Annotated in this window: 14 protein-coding genes; 3 read left to right on the top strand and 11 right to left on the bottom strand. The window is 68.8% G+C overall.

Annotated features, from left to right (window positions below):
* Positions 1 to 157: 157 nt before the first annotated feature.
* The 9 genes from GEV27_RS03510 to GEV27_RS03470 form a co-directional block, all read right to left on the bottom strand.
* The gene (locus GEV27_RS03510) at positions 158 to 1,072 is read right to left on the bottom strand and encodes a cation diffusion facilitator family transporter (RefSeq protein WP_153910064.1); all 915 of its coding nucleotides are present in this window, start codon (positions 1,070 to 1,072) and stop codon (positions 158 to 160) included.
* Positions 1,073 to 1,200: 128 nt separating this feature from the next.
* Entirely contained in the window at positions 1,201 to 2,394 is a 1,194-nt protein-coding gene (tuf, locus tag GEV27_RS03505; protein ID WP_153654355.1) for an elongation factor Tu, read from the bottom strand.
* Between the two features lie 91 nt (positions 2,395 to 2,485).
* Positions 2,486 to 4,597 (bottom strand): elongation factor G, encoded by a 2,112-nt coding sequence (gene fusA / locus GEV27_RS03500; RefSeq protein WP_309222009.1) that lies wholly within the window; start codon positions 4,595 to 4,597, stop codon positions 2,486 to 2,488.
* A 68-nt stretch (positions 4,598 to 4,665) separates the two neighbouring features.
* Positions 4,666 to 5,136: a 30S ribosomal protein S7 gene (gene rpsG, locus GEV27_RS03495; protein WP_153654359.1), complete on the bottom strand. Its 471-nt coding sequence runs from the start codon at positions 5,134 to 5,136 to the stop codon at positions 4,666 to 4,668.
* Positions 5,136 to 5,510, bottom strand: coding sequence for a 30S ribosomal protein S12 (rpsL, locus tag GEV27_RS03490; RefSeq protein ID WP_056606137.1), 375 nt, complete (start codon positions 5,508 to 5,510; stop codon positions 5,136 to 5,138). The genes rpsG and rpsL overlap by 1 nt, the downstream gene beginning before the upstream one ends.
* Before the next feature lie 223 nt (positions 5,511 to 5,733).
* Positions 5,734 to 6,483 (bottom strand): maleylpyruvate isomerase family mycothiol-dependent enzyme, encoded by a 750-nt coding sequence (locus GEV27_RS03485; protein ID WP_153933473.1) that lies wholly within the window; start codon positions 6,481 to 6,483, stop codon positions 5,734 to 5,736.
* Positions 6,484 to 6,488: 5 nt separating this feature from the next.
* On the bottom strand, positions 6,489 to 9,320 hold the full coding sequence (locus GEV27_RS03480) for an FAD-linked oxidase C-terminal domain-containing protein (RefSeq protein ID WP_309222008.1): 2,832 nt from the start codon (positions 9,318 to 9,320) through the stop codon (positions 6,489 to 6,491).
* Complete coding sequence (locus GEV27_RS03475; protein ID WP_153933472.1) at positions 9,317 to 10,606, bottom strand: hydroxyacid-oxoacid transhydrogenase; 1,290 nt, start codon at positions 10,604 to 10,606, stop codon at positions 9,317 to 9,319. Before GEV27_RS03475 ends, GEV27_RS03480 begins: the two co-directional genes overlap by 4 nt.
* 39 nt (positions 10,607 to 10,645) lie before the next feature.
* The gene (locus tag GEV27_RS03470) at positions 10,646 to 11,383 is read right to left on the bottom strand and encodes a GntR family transcriptional regulator (protein ID WP_194944114.1); all 738 of its coding nucleotides are present in this window, start codon (positions 11,381 to 11,383) and stop codon (positions 10,646 to 10,648) included.
* Positions 11,384 to 11,524: 141 nt separating this feature from the next.
* Between GEV27_RS03470 and GEV27_RS03465 the strand changes: the two genes are divergently transcribed.
* Positions 11,525 to 12,670: a hypothetical protein gene (locus tag GEV27_RS03465; RefSeq protein ID WP_153933471.1), complete on the top strand. Its 1,146-nt coding sequence runs from the start codon at positions 11,525 to 11,527 to the stop codon at positions 12,668 to 12,670.
* Here GEV27_RS03465 and GEV27_RS03460 read toward each other — a convergent pair.
* Positions 12,649 to 13,110: an NUDIX hydrolase gene (locus GEV27_RS03460; RefSeq protein ID WP_153910059.1), complete on the bottom strand. Its 462-nt coding sequence runs from the start codon at positions 13,108 to 13,110 to the stop codon at positions 12,649 to 12,651. The two genes, GEV27_RS03465 and GEV27_RS03460, sit on opposite strands and share 22 nt — an antisense overlap.
* A gap of 48 nt (positions 13,111 to 13,158) precedes the next feature.
* Between GEV27_RS03460 and GEV27_RS03455 the strand changes: the two genes are divergently transcribed.
* Together GEV27_RS03455 and GEV27_RS03450 are read left to right on the top strand one after the other, a co-directional pair.
* Positions 13,159 to 14,262 (top strand): acyltransferase family protein, encoded by a 1,104-nt coding sequence (locus tag GEV27_RS03455; RefSeq protein ID WP_153654371.1) that lies wholly within the window; start codon positions 13,159 to 13,161, stop codon positions 14,260 to 14,262.
* The gene (locus GEV27_RS03450; protein WP_153654373.1) at positions 14,259 to 15,032 is read left to right on the top strand and encodes a cutinase family protein; all 774 of its coding nucleotides are present in this window, start codon (positions 14,259 to 14,261) and stop codon (positions 15,030 to 15,032) included. Before GEV27_RS03455 ends, GEV27_RS03450 begins: the two co-directional genes overlap by 4 nt.
* Before the next feature lie 60 nt (positions 15,033 to 15,092).
* On the opposite strand, the gene GEV27_RS03445 is transcribed toward GEV27_RS03450, so the two are convergent.
* Complete coding sequence (locus GEV27_RS03445) at positions 15,093 to 18,914, bottom strand: DNA-directed RNA polymerase subunit beta' (protein ID WP_153654375.1); 3,822 nt, start codon at positions 18,912 to 18,914, stop codon at positions 15,093 to 15,095.
* Positions 18,915 to 18,921 lie beyond the last annotated feature (7 nt).

Raw genomic sequence — 18,921 nt, 5'->3', positions numbered from 1 at the left:
GCGGGACGAGCTCGATCTCAGTTTCGGCACTGACCTCATGTGTTCGGCGTGAGATGCCGGACGTCAGCGCCCCAGCGATCGAGCCGGAGCAACCGAACTATTCTGACAGACCCGTGCAGGGAAAGACAAATCGAGGCCTGCCCGCGACGCGGTGTGCTCAGTGATGGACGTGCCGCTCGGAGTCCTGATGCCCCGCGGGCTCGATCTGGAAGGTCGAGTGCTCGACGTCGAAGTGGCTCGCGAGACACCCCCGCAGGCGGTCGAGGACCGCGTGCGCCTCGTCCATCCCGGTGATGCCCTCGTCGACCACGACGTGGGCGCTCATCACCGGCATCCCCGAGGTGATCGTCCACACGTGCAGGTCATGGACGTCCTTGACGCCCTCGGTGCCGACGATGTGCTCGCGCAGCTCGACCAGGTCCACACCCTCGGGCGTCGACTCCAGCAGCACCTCGACGACATCCTTCAGCAGGGAGATCGCGCGGGGCAGGATCATCGCGGCGATCACGAGGGACGCGATCGCGTCGGCGGCGTACCAGTCGGTGAGCAGGATCACGCTCGCCGACGCCAGCACCGCGACCGAGCCGAGCGCATCGCCCACGACCTCGAGGTACGCGCCGCGGACGTTGAGATTGCTCTCCGAGCCGCTGCGCAGCAGGAGCAGACCGACGACATTGGCCGCGAGGCCCAGGCCGCCGGCCAGGAGGATCAGCCCGCCGTCGAGCTCGGGGGCGTCACCGAAGCGGCGCACCGCGCTCACCGCGACCCACACCGACAGCCCGACCAGGATCAGTCCGTTGAGGCCGGCCGCCAGGATCTCGGTGCGTTGGTAGCCGAACGACCGGCGCGAGCCCGGCCCTCCCCCGCGCTGCGCGACAGTGATCGCGGCCAGCGCCATGACGATGCCGAACGAGTCGCCCAGCACGTGGCCCGCGTCCGCGAGCAGCGCCAGGCTGCCGGTCATCAGCGCGACGACGGCCTCGACGACCAGCACGAGCAGCGACAGGCCGAGGACGGCCGCGAGGCGTCCCCGGTGCTGCACGCCCGTGCCGTGCGCGTGATCGTGTCCCATGCTCCAAGGCTAGGCGGTGCTGGGGCGAACCACGACCCCGTGTCCCGCAGCGAGCACGTGCACCGACGCGAAGGGCCCCGCCCAGCCGAAGCTGGACGGGGCCCTTGCAGAGAGCAGGTGGTGCTAGCTCACTTGTTGATCTTCGTGACGCGACCTGCGCCGACCGTGCGGCCACCCTCGCGGATGGCGAAGCGCAGGCCCTCTTCCATGGCGATCGGCTGGATCAGCTGAACGCTCATCTCGGTGTTGTCGCCGGGCATGACCATCTCGGTGCCCTCGGGCAGCGTGACGACGCCGGTGACGTCCGTGGTGCGGAAGTAGAACTGCGGACGGTAGTTGTTGAAGAACGGCGTGTGACGGCCGCCCTCCTCCTTCGACAGGATGTAGACCTGGCCCTCGAACTCCGTGTGGGGAGTCGTGGAACCGGGCGCGATGATGACCATGCCGCGCTCGACGTCTTCGCGCTTGGTGCCGCGAAGCAGCAGTCCGACGTTCTCGCCGGCCTGACCCTCGTCGAGCAGCTTGCGGAACATCTCGATGCCGGTGACCGTGGTGGTCTGCTTCGTGTCGCGGATGCCGACGATGTCGACGGTCTCGTTGACCTTGATGACACCGCGCTCGATACGACCGGTGATGACGGTTCCACGACCGGTGATCGTGAAGACGTCCTCGACGGGCATCAGGAACGGCTTGTCCGTCTCACGCGGGGGCATCGGGATGTAGTCGTCGACAGCCTGCATGAGCTCGAGGATCGACTCGCCCCACTTGGCATCGCCCTGGAGCGCCGGGTGAGCGGCGACCTGGACGACGGGGACGTTGTCACCGTCGAACTCCTGATCGCTCAGGAGCTCACGGACCTCGAGCTCGACGAGCTCCAGGATCTCTTCGTCATCGACCATGTCGCACTTGTTGAGCGCGACAACCATCGCGGGCACGCCGACCTGGCGAGCGAGCAGCACGTGCTCGCGCGTCTGGGGCATGGGGCCGTCGGTGGCGGCGACCACGAGGATCGCGCCATCCATCTGAGCCGCACCCGTGATCATGTTCTTGACATAGTCCGCGTGACCCGGGCAGTCGACGTGCGCGTAGTGGCGGTTCTCGGTCTGGTACTCGACGTGCGAGATGGAGATCGTGATTCCGCGCTGCTTCTCTTCCGGCGCCTTGTCGATCTGGTCGAAGGCCGAGGCCTCGTTCAGGTCGGGGTACTTGTCGTGCAGCACCTTGGTGATCGCCGCGGTAAGAGTCGTCTTACCGTGGTCGATGTGACCGATGGTGCCGATGTTCATGTGCGGCTTGGTCCGCTCGAACTTCGCCTTAGCCACGTGGGGCTCCTTCTTCGAATTGGTTGCTGTTGAACGCCGTCGGATACTCGCGGCACGAGTCCCTCAGGCCATCTTATGAGATGGACCGCTGTTACTCGCCGCGGGCCTTTTTGATGATCTCTTCCGCGACGTTCTTGGGAACCTCCGCGTAGGAGTCGAACTGCATCGAGTATGACGCACGGCCCGAGGTCTTGGACCTCAGGTCGCCGACGTACCCGAACATCTCGGACAGGGGAACGATCGCCTTGATGATCTTGACGCCGCCCATGCCCTCCTCCATGGCCTGGACTTGGCCACGGCGAGAGTTGAGGTCGCCGATCACGTCGCCCATGTAGTCCTCGGGCGTGGTGACCTCGACCGCGAACACGGGCTCGAGGATCACCGGATCGGCCTTGCGAGCTGCTTCCTTGAACGCCATGGAACCGGCGAGCTTGAAGGCGAGCTCCGAGGAGTCGACGTCGTGGTAGGCGCCGTCCTCCAGGGTGACCTTGACGTCGACCATCTGGTAGCCGGCGAGGACACCGAACTGCATGGCGTCCTGCGCACCCTGGTCGACGGAGGGAATGTACTCACGGGGAACGCGTCCACCCGTGACAGCGTTGTCGAACTCGTAGCCACCCTCGCCACCGGCGATCGGGCCCGTGGGCTCGATCGAGATGATGACCTTGGCGAACTGGCCGGAGCCACCCGTCTGCTTCTTGTGGGTGTAGCTGACGTTCTCGACCTTGCGCTTGATGGTCTCGCGGTACGCGACCTGCGGCTTGCCGACGTTGGCCTCGACGTTGAACTCGCGCTTCATGCGGTCCACGAGGATGTCGAGGTGCAGCTCGCCCATGCCGGCGATGATGGTCTGACCCGTCTCCTCGTCGGTGTGGACCTGGAACGTCGGGTCCTCCTCGGCGAGGCGCTGGATGGCCGTGCCGAGCTTCTCCTGGTCGCTCTTGGTCTTGGGCTCGATCGCGACCTGGATGACCGGCGCGGGGAACGTCATGGACTCCAGGACGATCTGCTTCTGCGGGTCGGCCAGGGTCTCGCCGGTCGTGGTGTCCTTCAGACCCATGACGGCGACGATCTGACCGGCGCCGACCGACGCGATCTCGGCGCGCTTGTTGGCGTGCATCTGGTAGATCTTGCCGATGCGCTCCTTGCGGCCCTTGGTCACGTTGATGACCGTGGAGCCGGACTCGAGGCGGCCGGAGTAGACGCGCAGGTAGGTCAGCTTGCCCAGGTGCGGGTCGGACGCGATCTTGAACGCCAGGGCCGCGAAGGGCTCGCTCTCCTTGGGCTCGCGGGTGTCGGTGACCGTCTCGTCACGCGGGTCGGTGCCGGTGACGGCGCCGACGTCCAGCGGGTTGGGCAGGAAGTCGATGACCGCGTCGAGCAGGGGCTGGATGCCCTTGTTCTTGAACGCGGTGCCGCACAGCACCGGGTTGAGCTTGGCGGCCAGCGTCGCGCGACGGATGGCCGGCTTCAGCAGCTCGGGGGTGATCTCGGCGCCGTCGAGGTAGGCCTCGGCGAACTCGTCGTCGTTGTCGGCCAGGGTCTCGATCATGTCGTTGCGCGCAGCGGCGGCGACGTCGGCCAGGTCGGCCGGGATCTCCTCGACCGTGTAGTCCTCACCCATCTGGGTCTCACCGCGCCACACCAGGGCGCGGTTGCCGACCAGGTCGACGACTCCGATGAAGTCGCTCTCGGCGCCGATCGGGACCTGCAGGACCAGGGCCGTCGCGCCGAGGCGCTCACGGATCGTCTTGACGCAGAAGTCGAAGCTGGCGCCGGTGCGGTCGAGCTTGTTGACGAAGCACATGCGCGGGACGCCGTACTTGTCGGCCTGGCGCCAGACCGTCTCGGACTGCGGCTCCACGCCGGCGACACCGTCGAACACGGCGACCGCACCGTCGAGGACGCGCAGGTTGCGCTCGACCTCGACGGTGAAGTCGACGTGCCCGGGGGTGTCGATGATGTTGATCTGGTTGTCTTTCCACCAGCAGGTCGTCGCGGCAGACGTGATCGTGATGCCGCGCTCCTGCTCCTGCTCCATCCAGTCCATCGTGGCGCCGCCGTCGTGGACCTCACCGATCTTGTACGTGATACCGGTGTAGAAGAGGATGCGTTCGGTCGTCGTGGTCTTGCCGGCATCGATGTGCGCCATGATGCCGATGTTGCGGACCCTGCTGAGGTCGGTGGTGATGTCGGTTGCCACGAGTGTGATCGCTTCCTTTGATGCGGGACCCCCGCCGGATCACGGCGAGGAGTGGTGGTGGTGCTTGGTTACCAGCGGTAGTGAGCGAACGCCTTGTTGGCTTCAGCCATCTTGTGCGTGTCCTCACGCTTCTTGACCGCGCCGCCGAGGCCGTTGCTGGCGTCGAGCAGCTCGTTCTGGAGGCGCTCGGCCATGGTCTTCTCACGACGGGCGCCGGCGTAGCTCACGAGCCAGCGCAGGGCCAGCGTGTTCTGGCGAACGGCGCGGACCTCGATCGGGACCTGGTAGGTCGCGCCACCGACGCGGCGGCTCTTGACCTCGATCGCGGGCTTGACGTTGTCGAGCGCGCGCTTGAGCGTGATGACCGGGTCGGTGCCCGACTTCTCACGCGTGCCCTCGAGGGCGGCGTAGACGATGCGCTGGGCGACCTGCTTCTTGCCGTCGACCAGGACCTTGTTGATGAGTGAAGTGACGAGCTGGCTTCCGTAGACCGGATCAGTCTCGACGACGCGCTTCGGGGCGGGACCCTTACGAGGCATTACTTCTTCTCCTTCTTGGCGCCGTACAGGCTGCGAGCCTGCTTGCGGCCCTTGACTGCCTGCGTGTCGAGTGCGCCGCGGATGATCTTGTAACGGACACCGGGCAGATCCTTGACTCGACCGCCACGCACGAGCACGATCGAGTGCTCCTGCAGGTTGTGGCCCTCGCCGGGAATGTATGCAGTGACCTCGGTACCACTGGAGAGCTTCACACGAGCGACCTTGCGAAGCGCCGAGTTCGGCTTCTTCGGGGTGGTCGTGTAGACGCGGGTGCAGACACCGCGACGCTGAGGTGAACCCTTGAGCGCGGGGGTCGTCGTCTTGACGACCTTGCGCTGGCGGCCCTTGCGGACCAGCTGGTTGATCGTGGGCACTACAAACTTCCTTCTTCTGGCTGGCGCGAGCCATGAGTCGTGATGCGCTCACCGCCCCAAACCTCTGGCGGGATGTGCGCAACGGCCTGAGGAGTTCAGGCACGGCTCCTAATACTACCGGTCCCCGCGGCACAGTCCAAATCATCGTCGACCACCGTCTGCGGGGCGGATCACCCGCGCGGCGCAGGCGTGGCGCGTGCACGGCACGGCTGTCCGTCGGGAGTCAGGGTGTCGTGCGGCCTGTCAGCAGCGCGAGCCCGTCGTCTCCCTGGAACTGCAGGGATTCCGGGGGCACACGGTGCCACAGCGCGAGGTACAGATCGGACGCCGAGCCGGTCACGACGGCGTCGGCCTCGGCGGTCGGCGGCAGCTGCACCGGCGGGCCGGACTCCCCCTCGCCGGGCGCGATGATCCAGGAACGATCGAGGTCCGCGGCGACGAACCTGATGCGCGAGCGGACGTCCGGCCGACGTCCGCCGGCGGTCAGACGGGGGAAGAAGATCCTGAGCACCTCGTCGATGCCGTCGGCTGCGATCTGCGCCGGGACCGCCCACTGCCCGGCCCCGTGGCCGAGGGCCTGCTGGAGGTCGACCACGTGGACGGTCGTCTCGTGCAGCTGGCGGCGCGGCCAGAAGGCCGCGGTCTCGTCGATGCGGGAGAAGTTGGGGACGATCTCGTCGGGGCTGACCGCCCGCAGCACGGCGAGGAGGGCCTCGGCGGTGCCGGCGTACCAGGAGGCGATCGGCCCGGCGATCAACGGCGTGGGCTCGGGCACCCGCTGACCGCCGATCACGATGGCGGCAGCCCAGCGGTGGATCGCCCCGAGGTGCACGGCCAGGTCGCGCACGGTCCATCCCTCACAGGCCGGGACCGCCTCGTCGCCGGTGGCCTCACCGACGAGATCGGCGAATCGGGACGTCGCAGCGCCCAGCTCGCCGAAGACGTCGATCTGCCCGCCGGGGCGCTGCGTCATCTCACTCAGCCGTTCTCGGCCGGGTCGAGGAGCTGGGCCAGGTGGACGGCCTGCACCGCAGCGAGGTCGTCGATCTGGGTGCGGCACGAGAAGCCGTCCGCGACGACGACCGCCCCCGCGGGGGCGTTCCGGATCGCCGGCATGAGCTGCTGCTCGGCGACGGCCGCCGACACCTCGTAGTGCCCCTTCTCGACCCCGAAGTTGCCGGCCAGCCCGCAGCACCCCGAGAGCCGGTCGATCGTCGCGCCGGTCGCGGTCATGATCGCGAGATCGGCCTCGAAGCCGAGCACTGACGCCTGGTGGCAGTGCGGCTGCACGACCAGGGTCGTCCCCGTGAGGTCCGGAGGCGTCCACCCCTCGGTGCGCTGCAGCAGCTCCGACAGCGTGAACACGCCCGCGGCGACGTCGACCGCACGCGGGTCGTCGACGAGCTCGACGGCGTCCGAGCGCAGGACCGCGAGGCACGACGGCTCCAGGCCGACCACGGGCACCCCGGCCGTGACGTAGGGGTGCAGCTGGTCGATCGCCCGTTCGATCATCGTCCGGGCGGTGTCGAGCTGCCCCGTCGTGATCCAGGTCAGCCCGCAGCACTGGGGTCGGCTCAGCACCTCGACGTCGTAACCGGCGCCGTCCAGCACGCGCAGCGCGGCCTGTCCCCCGTCGGTCGAGAAGTACTCCGTGAACGAGTCCGCCCAGATGACGACCTTCGACCGGTCGCCCCGCAGCTGCGGCCGGGCTGCGCGGGAGAACCGCCGCGTCGCGAACGCGGGCAGGCTGCGGCGCTGGTCGACCCCGGCCACCCAGCGGGCGACCGACCGCAGCCCCGGGGTGCGGAGCCCGAGATTGGCCAGCCACGCGACAGGGGACGTGACCCGCGCCCAGAACGGGAGCCGGCCGAGGACGTAGTGGCTGCGAGGCCTCACCCGGCCCTTGTACGACTGGTGCAGGACCTCGGACTTGTAGGAGGCCATGTCGGTGCCGGTCGGGCAGTCGTTGAGGCAGCCCTTGCAGGCCAGGCAGAGGTCGAGGGCCTCGTGCACCTCCGGGGCACGGAAGCCCCCCGTGACGAGCCGGCCGTCGATCATCTCCTGCAGGACGCGGGCCCGCCCCCTCGTCGAGTCCTTCTCCTCGCGGGTGGCCTGGAACGACGGGCACATGACCCCGTTGGAGCCCTGGTTGTCCGCGATGCACTTGCCCACGCCGGTGCAGCGGTGGACGGCCTTGCCGAGATCGCCGTCGTCGTGGAGCAGCCGCAGGCCGAGACGCCGCGACAGCTGCTCGCGCCCGGGTGAGCGGATCGACTCAGGACCTCGCAGGTCGGCGTCCACGGGAGCGGGTCGCACGAGCACCCCGGGGTTGAGCAGGTCGTCGGGGTCCAGGACTCCCTTGACCTGCTCGAAGAGCGAGATCGCGTCGGCGGAGTACATGAGCGGCAGCAGCTCGGATCGGGCCCGGCCGTCACCGTGCTCCCCCGACAGCGAGCCGCCGAGGCTCGCCACCTGGGTCGCGGCGTCGGTCAGGAAGCGCCGGAACACCTGGTGCCCGCCCTCGGCGTCGAGGGGGAAGTCGATGCGGATGTGCACGCAGCCGTCGCCGAAGTGGCCGTAGGGCACCCCGTCGAGGTCGTTCTCGCGCAGCAGGGCGTCGAGCTCGCGCAGGTAGCGCCCGAGCTTCTCCGGCGGGACTGCCGCGTCCTCCCAGCCCGACAGGGCCTTGCCCGGCAGGGTGCGGGTCGCCAGGCCGGCGCCCTCCTCGCGGATGCGCCACAGCACGGCCTGCTCGCCGGCGTCCGTCACGACACGGTGGTCGAGGGCCGACGCGGCGCGGGCGGCTCTTGCGACGGTGTCGGCGATCTCGGCCGGGATCTCGCCGGAGATCTCCACGAAGAGCCAGCCCCGTCCGCGGGGCAGGTCGGGGACGCTCCCCCGATGGGTGCGGTAGACGTCCACGATCCGCGAGTCGAGGCCCTCGCACGCGGTCGGCCCGAACGGCAGCAGCGCCGGGACGTCGTCGGCGGCCTCGGCCATCGAGGCGTAGCCGAGCACCAGAACCTGACGGTACGACGGGTCCTGGACCAGCCGCACCGTGGTGGACGTCATCGTGGCCAGCGTCCCCTCGGTGCCGGCCATGAACGTCGCGACGTCGAAGCCGTTCTCGGGCAGCAGGTGCTCGAGGCTGTAGCCCGAGACCTGGCGTCCGAAGCGGCCGAGCTCGGTGCGGACGGTGGACAGGTTCGCCCCGACGAGGGACCGCAGATCGTCCAGCGTGGACGACGGCGTGCTCGCCCCCGGCCCGAGGACGAGCTCCTCGCCCCGCATCGTCACGACGTCCATGCCGATGACGTTGTCGGCGGTGCGGCCGTACGCGAGCGCGCGCGAGCCGCACGCGTTGTTGCCGATCATGCCGCCGACCGTGCAGCGGGTGTGCGTCGACGGGTCCGGGCCGAACCGCAGGCCGAGCGGCGTCGCGGCCTTCTGCAGCACCGCGTGGACGGTGCCCGGCTCGACCCGCGCGGTGCGGGCGTCGACGTCGATGTCCAGGACCCGGTTGAGGTGGCGGGTGAAGTCGATGACGACGCCGGGCCCGACCGCGTTGCCGGCGATCGACGTGCCGGCCCCGCGCGACGTCAGCGGCACCCCGGTCGTGCGGCACGCGGCGACGGTCGCCAGCACCTCCTCGGTGCTTCGTGGGCGAACCACGACCTGCGGGACGACGCGATAGAGCGAGGCGTCGGTGCTGTAGAGCGCCCGGGTGAGGGTGGAGTCGTCGACCTCCGCGACGCCGAGGCGCCGCAGCTCGGCGACGACGTCGGTCGTCCTCGTGTCCGTGATCGTCACCAGATCTCCAGCGACTGCTCGAGGATCGAGGCGACCGCGTCCTCGGTGACCTCCAGGGGGGCCGTGGCGAGCAGGCGCTGCTGCTTCATCGTCCCCTCGACGAGCGAGGGGACGTCTCCCTCGTCGAAGCCGACCGCGCCGATGCCCGACGGGATGCCCACGTCGCGCATGATCGAGGCCAGCACCTGCGGCAGGAACTCCGCCGGGTCGTCCGGACGCTCGGCGGTGGGATCGAGCAGCTCGGCGGCACGGATGTGACGCTCGGGCGCCGCCTGGAACGTGTGCCGGAACGCGGCGGGCGCGGTCAGCGAGACGGCCATGCCGTGCGGGACCATCGCGTGGTCCGCGTCGTAGCCCTCGGGCCGGAACTCGCGGACCTGCCCCGCGATGGGATACGCATTGGCGTGCGGGATGTGGACGCCCGCATTGCCGAAGCCGAGGCCCGCGAAGGTCGCGGCCATCGCGACCTCGGTGCGTGCGGCGAGGTCGTCTCCGCGGTGCACCGCGGTGCGGAACGATCCGGCCATGAGGCTCAGCGCCTTCTCGGACCACATGTCCGCGATGGGGTTGGACCCGCAGTAGGGGACGCGCTCGTGGGCCTGCTTGTGCTCGTACGACGTGAACGGACGAGCGGTGTAGCTCTCGAGCGCGTGGCACAGGATGTCCAGTCCCGACGCCGCCGTGACGCCGGCCGGCTGCGTGAGGGTGAGCTCGGGGTCCACGACCGCGAACGCGGGACGGAGCCGGGCGTGCGAGATGCCGGTCTTGACGTGCTGGCTCACGACGTCCAGCACGCAGATCGTCGTGCTCTCGCTCCCGGTGCCGGTCGTGGTCGGCACCGCGATGAGCGGCAGCAGCGGATTTTTCGGCGCGCGGGCGCGACCGACCGGCGCGTTGACGTAGTCCATCAGCTCGCCGTCGTTGGTCGTCAGGAGGTTGACCGCCTTGGCGGTGTCGATCGCACTTCCCCCGCCGACCGCGACGATCGCGTCGAACGGGCCCTCGGCACGACCGAACGCGATGGCCTCCTCGAGGCTCGCGTCGGTGGGCTCGACGCGGGAGCGGTCGAACACGATCGCCTCGATCGAGGCGGCCCGCAACGACTCGGCGATCTCGCCCGGGGTGCCGGTCGCGGCGACACCGGGGTCCGTCACGACGAGCACGCGTCGCGCCTCGAGCTGGGTCAGGTCGTGGGCCAGCTCGTGCCGGGCGCCGATGCCGAACTTGAGACCGGGCGCCCCGTAGGTGAAGACCGTCTCGGGATGGCTCGGCTGGAATCCTGACATGTCCGCTCCTCGGGGCTGGCGTGGCGCCACACTAGCATGCTACTTCGCCGGGGAGGGCCCGGAAGCGGACCGGCCGGGGAGGTACAGATGATCCCGCAGCCCCCGCGCCCAGTCCAGGTCCACGACGTCCTCCCCCGGCGTCGCGACCTGCTCCATGAGCAGCGAGGCGGTGTGCACGAGGTGCTCCTCCATGTGCGCGGCGGCCGCGGCGGGGTCGCGGGTCGAGATGGCCGCGACGATCGGCGCGTGCTCCTGCGCGACGTCGGCCATGTCACGCGACCGGCTGATGGTCGACGCGCCCCGGGCCTGGATCGAGTCGCGCAGGGTCGCAACCTCGGCCTGCAGGCGGGCGTTGCCCGTCGCGGCGCCGATCGCGTGGTGGAGCAGCCGGTCGTGGGCGGTGAACCCGGCCTCGTCGTCGTGGGCGACGCACGCGCGCATCGCCGACAGCTCCGCCTCGATCGTCGCCACCGTCTCGGCGTCCGCGTGGGCAGCAGCGTAGGCGGCCGCCGGGACCTCGATCATGAGGCGCAGCTCGAAGACCTCCCGGACGTCCGCGACCGAGACCCCGCGGATGCGGACCCCGCGGTTGCGCTCGATCGTCACCAGCCCGATGTCGGCGAGCCGCAGCACCGCCTCCCTGACCGGGGTCCGCGAGACCTCCAGCAGATCGGCGAGGCGGTAGATCGAGTGCAACGAGCCGGCGGGGAACTCCCCCGCGACGATCGACTCGCGCAACGAGGCGAAGACCCGCTCGGTCGTGGAGACGCGCGCCATGGTGCCTCGCTCCCCTCGTGATCGTCCGCCTTGTGGCGAAACGATATCGTGAGGCACTGGGCGCACCCGCCGCGTCGACCGACGCAGCCGGCGGCCCATCTGACCTGAGTCCCATCAGTGGACGACGACAAGGGGAACTCGATGAAGTCTCGTGCCGGCCGGATGGCGCTCGCGGTCGTCATGCTCACAGCCGTGGCCGCCTGCACCAGCGATCCCTCGACGGAGGAGGACCCGGCCCCGACGGTGACGCCTCAGCCCACCAAGGAGACCGAGGCCACCGATTTGTCCGAGCACGAGTCCGGGCCCGAGAACCCCATCGCGTACGGACTGTTCGTGCCCCAGGGCGCGGCGCAGCTCGGGCCGCTGTTCCGCTACCGCAGCCCACGGCTGATCTCGGCCTACCGTCCCGAGCTCGACGCCGCGCAGGCGCAGAAGGACGCCGAGGCTGCCGAGCGCATCGCCGAGGACGAGGCCAAGGGCACCCCCTCCCCCACGCCGACCCCGACTCCCACGACCCGGCCGAGCCCCGACTCGTTCAAGCTCCTCGAGGAGCCGCCGCGTCCCGACACGACGATCTCGTTGATGCGCATCGACGGCGACCCCGACGTGGTCGTGCGGCGGATGCTCGCCCAGATGTCGGCCGCGGTCCCCGACGCGGACGTCCAGCTGGACGACCTGTCGGCGTACTGCACGTCCAAGGACCGCCGGATCACGGGCTGCCGGGCCGTCGTGCGCGGCCTCACGGAGGGCAACCGTGACATCAAGGTGACGATGGGCGTCGATCCGGGCCGGCTGTCGACCCGCACGGCACCTCCGGCAGCGCTGACCCACCCCGTCATGCAGGTGACGGTCGAGTACGTCGGCGATCCGCGCGCGGGCCAGCTGGCGAGCGACACCGGATCCCTCAAGGACATCCCCGAGGTCAGTGCGGACGGCGACAAGTCCGGCCTGATCTGGCCCAAGATGGACGAGGACGCACCGTTGACCACCAAGCTCGTCCACGGCTGGACCGCCCCCTCGGACGCGACCCTCCTGCTGAGCAGCTTCACCCCGGAGTTCGCTGCGGTGACGACGCCGCGCGCCACGAATGCCGACCGGATCGCCGAGCAGTACGTGCTGAGCCACAGCCCCGACGGCAGGCTCACCAAGGACGTCACCGAGGACCTCAACTCGGTCAGCACGATGTACGCGGTGCGCACCAAGAACGGATCGATCGCCCGCGCTGTCTACATCTTGTCGGCCCGCGGCAACTACACCGCGCTGTTCTACACGCCGCGCGAGAAGTGATCTGCGCGCGCCAGCGCGTGCTCGACCATCGACAGGACCGGCTGCACGACTGAGCCGACCTGGTCGATCGGGATCCAGGTCGCGATGTCGGTCGTGCCGCCCACCTCGACGACGTGCGGCTCGACCGAGGTGTCCACCTCGACCGCGTAGAGCAGGTGAACGCCGTGGTAGTCCTCGTACTGGTCACCTCTCCCCAGCGCCACGACGTGCGTGTCGTGGACGTCGACGAGGTGTGAGGACAGCGCGACCAGGCCGGTCTCCTCGTACAGCTCGCGCACGACCGCGTCGTGCGGTGACTCGCCGTGGTCGACTCCCCCGCCGGGCAGCGTCCACGCCCCCGCCGGGTAGCCGCGCGCCGAGATGCGGGTGAGCAGGATGCGGTCGTCGTGGAGCACCACTGCGTACGCGCCCAGCCGCTGCGTGCGGGACGGGTCTGGCACGGGTCCTCCCCAAGTCGTCTTGGTCACAGGCTATTAGAGTCGTGAGGGATGAGTGCCCTCGACCCGTTGCCCGTGGCGACCGCTCCGCCCAAGGAGCGCGTGGCCTACCTGGACAATGCCCGCTACTGGGTCATGCTGCTCGTGGTCATCGGCCACTCGCTCACCGAGTACGTCGTGATGGACTCCGCGAAGGCGCTCTACACGTGGATCTACCTGTTCCACATGCCCTTCTTCATCCTCATCTCGGGCTACACCGCGCGGCACTACATCGGCGACTTCCGCCAGATCCGTCGCATCGTCAGCACGCTCATCGTCCCGTACCTGCTGGTCGAGACGAGCCTGCAGCTCATCACCCGGCACTACGACAACGAGCCCAAGACGCTCATGATCTTGTCCCCGCAGTGGCTCGGCTGGTTCCTCGCCGCGCTCTTCCTGTGGCGCATCACCACGCCGATCTGGCGGGCCCTGAAGTATCCGATCACGACCTCCATCGTCATCTCGCTGCTCGCCGGCCTGATCGAGATCCCCAACGTCCTGGCGCTTCCCAAGGTCCTGGCGCTGCTGCCGTTCTGGGTCATCGGCCTGCACATGAACCGCGAGCTGTTCCTGCGCCTCGGCGACTGGCGCATCCGGATCGTCTCGGCCATCACCCTCGCGCTGGCATTCGTGTTCTGCGAGCTCTACTCGGCCGACTGGACGACGCAGTGGCTGCTCTGGAAGGACCGCTACGACGAGCCCCCGCTCGACGCGACCGCGTGGGAGGGCATGATGACCCGCGGCGAGCTGCTGCTGGTCGGTGCGGTGCTGACCTTCGCGACCCTCTCGCTCATCCCGCGCTCCCGGTCGTTCACGACCGTGCTCGGTGGGCGCACGTTCTACTGCTACCTCCTGCACGGCTACATCATCATCCTGCTCGACCGTGAGCTCGACCTCTGGAGCACCTTCGAGGAGTACGGCGCCACGGCGGTCGCGGTGTTCGCCCTGGCAGCGATCGTGGTGGCGAATCTGCTCATGACCAAGCCGGTCGCGACCGTCTTCCGCCCGCTGTTCGAACCCAAGCTCACGTGGCTGTTCCGGGAGGCCGAGCCGCCCTCGGTGCGCGTGCCGGCCGACACGGTCGCTCCCGACCAGGCCCCGGTCCGCGCGCCGTGACCCGGCGGCTGCCCCAGCTCGCCGCCACCGCCGTTGCCACCCTCCTGCTGGGGTCGTGCGGCACGGGTCCGACCGCGGGGTCCGGGACGTCCGGCGACCGGCCGCTGCTGGTCGACGAGACGTGCGCCGATCTGGTCGTCGTGGGAGCTCGTGGCTCGACCCAGGACCCCGATCGCAATCTCGGCGTCGGCACCGAGGTCCGGGTGACGGTCGAGGAGCTCGCGAAGCTCCTGCACCGGCGCTCCGACACCACGGTCCGGGTCGATCCGATCCGTTACGACTCGTCGCAGACCGCGACGCTGGCGGCGTACCAGCGCCAGGTGGCCGAGGGATCGCAGCTGATGACCCGTCGGCTGGAGAAGCTCGAGCGAAGGTGCCCGGACAGTCGGTTCGCTCTCGTCGGCTTCAGCGAGGGCGCCCAGGTCGTCCATGCGACTGCGGCCGACATGCCCGCTGCCGTGGCGGAACGGGTGAGTCTGGTCGCGATGATGGCGGACCCGCGCCAGAACCCGACCGATGCGATCACCCGCTACGGATACGCCTCCGAGCCGGTCACCGGCAGCGGACGGCTCGGGTCCGGGTCGCCGATCGATCCGGACCTGCGCCGAGCGGCGATCTCCCTGTGCGTCGAGGGCGACGAGATCTGCAACGACGAAGGAGCACCCGGCGGCCCGCCGTCGGCGACGCACCGGACGTTCTACGAGAAGTCGTCCACCGCGAAGGTGACCGCGAAGCAGCTCGACCGCGTGCTGCGACGCAACGGCGTCTGACCCGCGCACGCACGACGAAGCCCCCGGCCGATGGCCGGGGGCTTCGTGGCAGGTGCGTGCCTACTTGGAGTCGTACGACGTGAAGTCGAAGTCGTCCAGCTTGACCGAATCGGCGTCAGCCGAGCCGAAGCCGTAGTCGTAGTCGCCGTAGCCGGTGACGGCGTAGGCGGCCTGACGGGCCTCCTCGGTGGGCTCGACCCGGATGTTGCGGTAGCGGTCGAGACCGGTACCCGCCGGGATGAGCTTGCCGATGATGATGTTCTCCTTCAGGCCACGCAGCGAGTCCGACTTGCCGTGGATCGCTGCGTCGGTCAGGACGCGGGTCGTCTCCTGGAAGGAGGCGGCCGACAGCCACGACTCGACGGCCAGCGAGGCCTTCGTGATGCCCATGAGGACCGGACGGCCCGAGGCGGGGGTGCCGCCCTCGGCGACGACGCGGCGGTTCTCCTCCTCGAAGTGCGCACGATCGACCAGGTCGCCGGGGATGAGCTGGGCGTCGCCCTGCTCGATGACGGTGACCCGACGCAGCATCTGGCGCACGATGATCTCGATGTGCTTGTCGTGGATCGCCACACCCTGCGACCGGTAGACCTCCTGCACCTGGTCGACCAGGTGCTCCTGCGCGCGGCGGACACCCAGGATGCGCAGGACTTCCTGCGGATCGGGCGTGCCGTGCGTCAGCATCTGTCCGACCTCCACGTGGTCGCCGTCCTGGATCAGGAGGCGCGCACGCTTGGTGACGGGGTACTCGAGCACGTCCGAGCCGTCATCCGGCGTCACGACGAGCTTGCGGGTCTTGTCCGAGTCGTCGATGACGACGCGGCCGGCCGACTCCGTGATGGGAGCCTTGCCCTTGGGCTGGCGAGCCTCGAAGAGCTCGACGACGCGGGGCAGACCGTGCGTGATGTCGTCACCGGCCACACCGCCGGTGTGGAACGTACGCATGGTCAGCTGCGTGCCGGGCTCACCGATCGACTGGGCCGCGATGGTGCCGACGGCCTCGCCGATGTCCACGAGCTTGCCGGTCGCCAGCGAGCGACCGTAGCACTTGGCGCACGTGCCGGCCTTCGCCTCGCACGTCAGGACCGTACGGACCTTGATCTCCTCGACACCGGCCGCGATGAGCTCCGCGATCTCGACGTCTCCGAGCTCGCCGCCGGCGGCCACGAGGACCTTGCCGTCGGCATCGGTGACATCGGTCGCCGCGGTGCGCGAGTAGGCAGCCGTCTCGACGTTCTCGGCGGCGACCAGACGGCCGTCGTCGAGCTTGGTCGCGATGGTCTGCTTGAGACCACGCTCGGTGCCGCAGTCCTCCTCGCGGATGATGACGTCCTGGCTGACGTCGACGAGGCGACGGGTCAGGTAGCCCGAGTCGGCGGTACGAAGCGCCGTGTCGGCCAGTCCCTTACGAGCACCGTGGGTCGCGATGAAGTACTCGACGACCGACAGGCCCTCACGGAAGTTGGCCTTGATCGGACGAGGAATGATCTCGCCCTTCGGGTTGGCCACGAGGCCACGCATACCGGCGATCTGACGAACCTGCATCATGTTGCCGCGCGCGCCCGAGTGGACCATCATCCAGATCGGGTTGTCCTCGTCGAAGCCCTTCTCCATCTCCGCCGAGACCTCGGCGGTCGCCTGGGTCCAGATCTCGATGAGCTCCTGACGACGCTCGTCCTCGGTGATCAGACCACGGTCGAACTGGGTCTGGACCTTGGCGGCCTGCGTCTCGTACGTCGCGAGGATCTCCTGCTTGCGCGGAGGCGTCACGACGTCCTCGATCGACACGGTCACGCCGGAGCGGGTGCCCCAGTGGAAGCCGGTGTCCTTGAGGTTGTCCAGGGCGTTGGCCACGTCGACCTTGGAGTAGCGCTCGGCGAGATCGTTGACGATCACACCCAGCTCCTTCTTGCCGACCTGGATGTTGACGTACGGGTAGTCGTCCGGCAGCGCCTGGTTGAAGATCGCGCGACCGAGCGTCGTGTCGATGATCGTGCCGTCGATGCGGATCTTGACGTGGCTCTGCAGCGAGATCTCGTGGCGCTCGAACGCCATGAGTGCCTCGGAGACCGAGCTGAACGCGCGACCCTCACCGATGTGCCCCGAACGCTCGAGCGTCAGGAAGTACAGGCCGATGATCATGTCCTGGGTGGGCATGGTCACGGGACGGCCGTCGGACGGCTTGAGGATGTTGTTGGTCGACAGCATCAGGACGCGGGCCTCGGCCTGCGCCTCCGCGCTCAGCGGCAGGTGCACGGCCATCTGGTCACCGTCGAAGTCGGCGTTGAACGCCGAGCAGACGAGCGGGTGGATCTGGATGGCCTTGCCCTCGATGAGCTGCGGCTCGAACGCCTGGATGCCCAGACGGTGCAGCGTGGGCGCGCGGTTGAGCAGCACGGGGTGCTCGGTGATGACCTCTTCGAGGACGTCCCACACGACCGGACGAGCGCGCTCGACCATGCGCTTGGCGCTCTTGATGTTCTGCGCGTGGTTGAGATCGACCAGACGCTTCATCACGAACGGCTTGAACAGCTCGAGAGCCATCTGCTTGGGCAGACCGCATTGGTGGAGCTTGAGCTGCGGGCCGACCACGATGACCGAACGGCCCGAGTAGTCCACGCGCTTGCCGAGCAGGTTCTGACGGAAGCGACCCTGCTTGCCCTTGAGCATGTCGGAGATCGACTTCAGCGGACGGTTGCCCGGTCCGGTGACGGGGCGACCACGGCGGCCGTTGTCGAACAGCGAGTCCACGGCCTCCTGCAGCATGCGCTTCTCGTTGTTGACGATGATCTCCGGAGCACCCAGGTCGAGCAGACGCTTGAGCCGGTTGTTGCGGTTGATCACGCGGCGGTAGAGATCGTTCAGGTCGCTGGTCGCGAAGCGGCCACCGTCCAGCTGCACCATCGGGCGCAGCTCCGGCGGGATCACCGGGACGGCGTCGAGGACCATGCCGGCCGGCGCGTTGTTGCTGCCGAGGAACGCCGAGACGACCTTGAGGCGCTTGAGCGCACGGGTCTTCTTCTGTCCCTTGCCGGTCGCGATGATCTCGCGCAGCGACTCGGCCTCGGCCTCGAGGTCGAAGTCCTGCAGGCGCTTCTGGATCGCCATGGCGCCCATGTAGCCCTCGAAGTACTTGCCGAAGCGGTACGTCATCTCGCGGTAGAGCAGCTCATCGCCCTCGAGGTCCTGGACCTTGAGGCTCTTGAAGCGGCTCCACACCTCGTCGAGGCGGTCGATCTCGCGCTGGGCGCGGTCACGACGCTGCTTCGCCTCACGCTCGGCCGAGTCCTTGACCTTGCGCTTGGCGTCGGCCTTGGCACCCTCGGCCTCGAGGGCCGCGAGGTCCTCCTCGAGCTTCTGCATGCGCTCGTTGACCTCGTTGTCACGACGGCTCTCGAGCTGCTTGCGCTCGAGGTCGATCTTGGCCTCGAGGCTCGACAGGTCCTGGTGACGCGCGTCCTCGTCGACCTTGGTGATCATGTACGCCGCGAAGTAGATGACCTTCTCGAGGTCCTTCGGGGCGAGGTCGAGCAGGTAGCCGAGCCGGCTCGGGACACCCTTGAAGTACCAGATGTGCGTGACCGGGGCGGCGAGCTCGATGTGGCCCATGCGCTCACGGCGCACCTTGGAGCGGGTCACCTCGACGCCGCAGCGCTCGCAGATGATGCCCTTGAAGCGCACGCGCTTGTACTTGCCGCAGTAGCACTCCCAGTCCCGGGTGGGACCGAAGATCTTCTCGCAGAAGAGTCCGTCACGCTCGGGCTTGAGCGTGCGGTAGTTGATCGTCTCGGGCTTCTTGACCTCGCCGAACGACCATCCGCGGATGTCGTCGGCGGTCGCGAGACCGATCCGGATTTGATCGAAGAAGTTCACGTCAAGCACGTTGTCT

Origin of the sequence: Aeromicrobium sp. S22 (assembly GCF_009661045.1) — a bacterium.
Lineage (GTDB): Bacteria > Actinomycetota > Actinomycetes > Propionibacteriales > Nocardioidaceae > Aeromicrobium > Aeromicrobium yanjiei.
The sequence above is the reverse complement of the archived record's forward strand: the minus strand, read 5'-3'. Positions and strand labels throughout refer to the sequence as shown.

What these genes read in the sequence shown, in the direction of transcription:
- GEV27_RS03510 (WP_153910064.1), bottom strand. Translation starts at nt 1,072, where the DNA reads ATGGGACACGATCACGCGCACGGCACGGGCGTGCAGCACCGGGGACGC.
- rpsG (WP_153654359.1), bottom strand. Translation starts at nt 5,136, where the DNA reads ATGCCTCGTAAGGGTCCCGCCCCGAAGCGCGTCGTCGAGACTGATCCG.
- GEV27_RS03485 (WP_153933473.1), bottom strand. Translation starts at nt 6,483, where the DNA reads ATGACGCAGCGCCCCGGCGGGCAGATCGACGTCTTCGGCGAGCTGGGC.
- GEV27_RS03475 (WP_153933472.1), bottom strand. Translation starts at nt 10,606, where the DNA reads ATGTCAGGATTCCAGCCGAGCCATCCCGAGACGGTCTTCACCTACGGG.
- GEV27_RS03470 (WP_194944114.1), bottom strand. Translation starts at nt 11,383, where the DNA reads ATGGCGCGCGTCTCCACGACCGAGCGGGTCTTCGCCTCGTTGCGCGAG.
- GEV27_RS03465 (WP_153933471.1), top strand. Translation starts at nt 11,525, where the DNA reads ATGAAGTCTCGTGCCGGCCGGATGGCGCTCGCGGTCGTCATGCTCACA.
- GEV27_RS03455 (WP_153654371.1), top strand. Translation starts at nt 13,159, where the DNA reads ATGAGTGCCCTCGACCCGTTGCCCGTGGCGACCGCTCCGCCCAAGGAG.